This window comes from Chitinophaga sp., assembly GCF_036566945.1.
Classification (GTDB): Bacteria; Bacteroidota; Bacteroidia; order Chitinophagales; family Chitinophagaceae; genus Chitinophaga.
In genome coordinates this window covers 1-3982 of record NZ_DATCVJ010001089.1, presented here as the reverse complement: position 1 = coordinate 3982, position 3982 = coordinate 1, and the positions used below count along the sequence as shown (strand labels likewise).

Sequence of the window (3982 nt, the reverse complement as noted above, 5' to 3'; positions counted from 1 at the left end):
ATGGAATTGCTGCGGAAGAATAGAAAGAACGTCGTTCCACGCCGGGTTTGGCCCTGGAGCATTATCCTGATCAGAGATATCGCCCTGTACCTCAATACCAGCCGCAGGATCGATCGGAGTTCCCATTTTATTTTCCCTCTACAAAATTCAAGGCTCGTACCTCGCTGACTATTTGGCTACAGGAGGCCCTAAACCTGGTTCAGTATTTAGACTGCATTATCTGGACGTGGAAGAGGCTTACCTTCTGCCCTCTCATTACGCCTATTATGCTGAGCTACTGCGGCCCTAACAAAAGCGTCCTTAGCTTCAAGAAGCTTTCGCATACCTACAGTAAGCTCGGGGTCATCTTCGAGCTGATCGAGCATAAAGTCCTTAAGACTACTGCAACCTGCTGCAATAGTCTTAAGAGGCTCCGGAAGATGCTCGTACTCAAAGAATCGAGTAACAGCAGTAGTAGCAATATGACGCTTAGCCATTAATTCGTCCTCCCAGAGTCAGAATCCTTCTTCTTGGCAAGACGCCGCTTAATAGCTCCGGCCTTACCGTCAGGAATTTCCTTCTTGAGGGAATCATAACCCTGGCCAGCACTACCAACAGGAGTATTATTGGCTACAGAAGCACCTGGAAGCTTAACCATTTTGATTCTTCTTAATCCTAGACAGCCTACGACTTATGGCTTCATTGCGACCGTTTCCCTTAGTCCGAGGATCCTGTCCTCTTCCCACCACTGTAGGCATTCGGGACGCCATCGCGCTAGTGGCATTATCCACCATCGCCTGGTCGGGATTAGATGGAGGAAGCATCATCGTTCACCCGAAGTGCATAGACCATGTCATTAACGGACATGGTGTCGAGATTAGCGGAACTATAAGTCGTGGCGCTAATCGCAGTAAGACGTGCACGCATAGCAGTAATTGATGCGTAGTTAGCGGGAGTCGTAATATCTGCACCAGCACCCGGAGTAGACTTACGGGCATTAGTGAAGTTAGTATCGACTGCACCAAGCTGGTTATTAGCCATTTTACATCACCGGTCCTTGCTGCATCATTTCCGGAGGAAGCTGCTGATTACCACCAGCCATTTGTGCTTCTACCTGAGAATTAGGATCAGAACCAGCCTGACCCGATGTTACTTGATTAGCTCCCTGCATAGGAGCAGGCATACCAGGAATAAGTCCGAGAGCCATCATATGCTGATTAACGTGCTCTTCGAAAAGATCCTTAATACGCTGTGGGAGCTGCTCGTATTCCTGACCCTTACGATAATTATTGTGAACCTGAATATGAATCTGATGATTATCGTAAGTGTTAACAGGAACAATAAGCGGCGGAGCAGTGGGATTACCCATACCATCTGCAAGAGGCGCGCCACCGTTATTAGGGTCAACCAACGTAGGTTGCCCTGTAGCAGGATCCTGACCCATAAATGTCTGAAGATACATATTCATGTCATCTTCAGTAACAGTAGACATCTTCATGTTCTCACGAGAAGCCTGACTACTATCAATCTGGATCTCTTCGTAAAGACGCTGTACTCCCCCGACCTCCATAATCTCAAGACCCTTTTCAGGTGAAATAAATCCCTGAGACATAAGGTCCATAATGAGAGCCTGCTTAGCAGACTTAGAAGTCGGAAGTGCGGATCCAGCCTCTACCCGGATATCCGTGTTATCTCGAAGGTCAGAGCCCATAAAGGTAAGGACATTAAACTGTCCGTCTCTACCAACTACCTTAACAACACGTGGAGCAGTCCAATACTGCTTAACATAACACAAAGTCTGATAACCCAGCTTTTCAAAACCCTCTTCAATACTGGCATAAGTTGTGGCAAGCATAGACTCATCTTGTTCTTGCAAGAAGCTAATAGCAGTAGCCGCAGTAACTCCGGGTGGAACTTGACCCTTGCTAACCTGATGCTGACCTGAAATATCTTCAAAGTCCATCATAAGTCGGTCAAGCTCTTGCAAGACATAAGCAGGAAGATTCTGAAGGGGCAAAGGTTCCGGAGTAGGCATTCCCAGCTTATAAAGGATTACCTGTCCAGGTTCAGTATTAATCTTAGACGCATCAATAGATCCCTCAGCAGCTAGAAGCTGAGGATGAGCCATACGGTTCTTTGCTTCTACAATCTGGCCACGCGTACGGTTGTATTCACGCTGAATCGGCATAAGGTCATTAATGACCGAATCACCGTAAAAACGTCCCGTAGGGATGTGCTCATACTTAATGTACGGATACTGCCCATGGGCGTAAGGATTTCCCTTGTCCGTAAACTGTACAACGCTATCCCCAATAATGGTAAACATACCACCCTTGGGCATAAAGTCTACGTGACCCGGCTTAATCCAGACCTCATAACAGAGAACAGCATTCTTACGATAGTCCGCTGCGCCCACAAGATTAAGGAAGCTGTCGTTAAGCAGATCACTAGCTTCCATAACATTGGGCGCAGCGTTAACTCCAGGGTAGTTAAGCTTTACCCATTCGGGAGTCTTAGTCTGCACATGAATAACGTAAGGCTGGTCTTCAATATCCTGAGCAAGCATGTCAGGAACGAAGAGATGGAATGGGCTTACGTTTTCATAGCAGAAATCGCCTGGCTGTCCAGACTTATCAGTCTTCTTGGGATCCCAATAAGACTTCATAAATCCAGTGCCACAGCACAATGTCCAGAGCATTGTCTGAGAAAGAAGTCCCTTAATCTTCTTCCCGCGATATACAGAATCCCAAATCTGCTCACCTGCTTGAGCAGCCGCAGTATCCTTATCCTCGCCTGTAGCGGGGACAATAGTAGCGGTAGGCTTCTGAGACGTCAGCTTAGACAACTCTGTACGAATAATAGGACGAATCCTATTAATCACAGGGCGTGCGCGGTAATAAGGGGCAGGTGGAACATAAAGGCGCACCCCTGTAGCAGCAGAGCTAGCAGAGCTAAAAGGAATCACTGCTACGTTCTGCCGACCAATATAAAATGCCAGGTTCAAATACCACTGGCGTTCAAGTTGCTGCCTAGTTGCACGGCAACGCGTATACGCAGACTTAGTCCATGAAATTACGCGGTTTTCAAATTCCTTCTGCTTTGAATTCTTGGCAAGCTGCTGCAACTGTTCATCGCTGTACTTACCAGTATCATCAACAGAACCCGTAACGGGAGACGCCTCAGTTGTGCTCAACTACCTCCTCTCATTATTTAAAGACCATCCCGAAGACCTGTAGGTCCAAAGTCCAAAATAGCTTCTTCGGGAGCATCATATGCTGATGTCGGATCAATACCTGCTGCCTGATACATCTTAGCCAAACGATTAGCTACAGAGATATCGTCCAACGGCATAAGATTCGGATCAACATTATTCTCGGCTACAGAAGCTTTATTCAAAGTCTGAAGCGTCGAATAGGTCGTCAGATCCTTCGATGTTAGTAGATTGTTCAGACGTTGTACTTCCTGAAACTGGAGCGTCAGAAAATCCCACATCTTTTGGCTCTGGATCTTCTGCTCCCTCATGTGAAGTATCAGAAACAGAATCCACGAGAGAACACTTACAAGAATTAGAACTAGAAAGAAGATTGTGGAGAGCACTTTTCACCGATTCATTCTCAGCCTGAATCTTATCGTAGCGAACATTAAGCTCTCGATAACTATCGTGCAGCCGGTCAAAATTGGCTACAGGGTGATAGCCCATTACATCGAGAACTTCGGCAATACAGGTGGTGCAGAAATATACGTTACCGTACCAATCGATCTGCTTACCAAAATCGATAAACTTACGATGGTCTCCACCAGCTGAACCGCAAAGTGCACAAGTACCCGGACTCATAATGGGTGCATCAAGAATCTGCACCCGTCCGTTAACGTTAAGTGTCACTCAAAATCCTCACCGGTAAAAAGCTCCGGGTCCTCATCCTCACCGGAATTTTCACCGTCTACAGGGACACCAGCCTCGACGTAAGTAAGCTCGTCCTTAGTAGACGACGGAACACTTTCC

3 protein-coding genes are annotated in these 3982 nt (G+C 46.9%); all 3 read right to left on the bottom strand.

From position 1 onward, the window contains the following. Window positions 1–1021: 1021 nt before the first annotated feature. The 3 genes from VIP81_RS32775 to VIP81_RS32765 are packed head-to-tail and all read right to left on the bottom strand — an operon-like array spanning window position 1022 to window position 3838. Window positions 1022–3172, bottom strand: a complete 2151-nt coding sequence (locus tag VIP81_RS32775) for a portal protein (protein ID WP_331972245.1) — start codon at window positions 3170–3172, stop codon at window positions 1022–1024. A gap of 17 nt (window positions 3173–3189) precedes the next feature. Further along, complete coding sequence (locus VIP81_RS32770; protein WP_331972243.1) at window positions 3190–3375, bottom strand: hypothetical protein; 186 nt, start codon at window positions 3373–3375, stop codon at window positions 3190–3192. Continuing rightward, window positions 3368–3838 (bottom strand): hypothetical protein, encoded by a 471-nt coding sequence (locus tag VIP81_RS32765; RefSeq protein ID WP_331972240.1) that lies wholly within the window; start codon window positions 3836–3838, stop codon window positions 3368–3370. Before VIP81_RS32765 ends, VIP81_RS32770 begins: the two co-directional genes overlap by 8 nt. Window positions 3839–3982 lie beyond the last annotated feature (144 nt).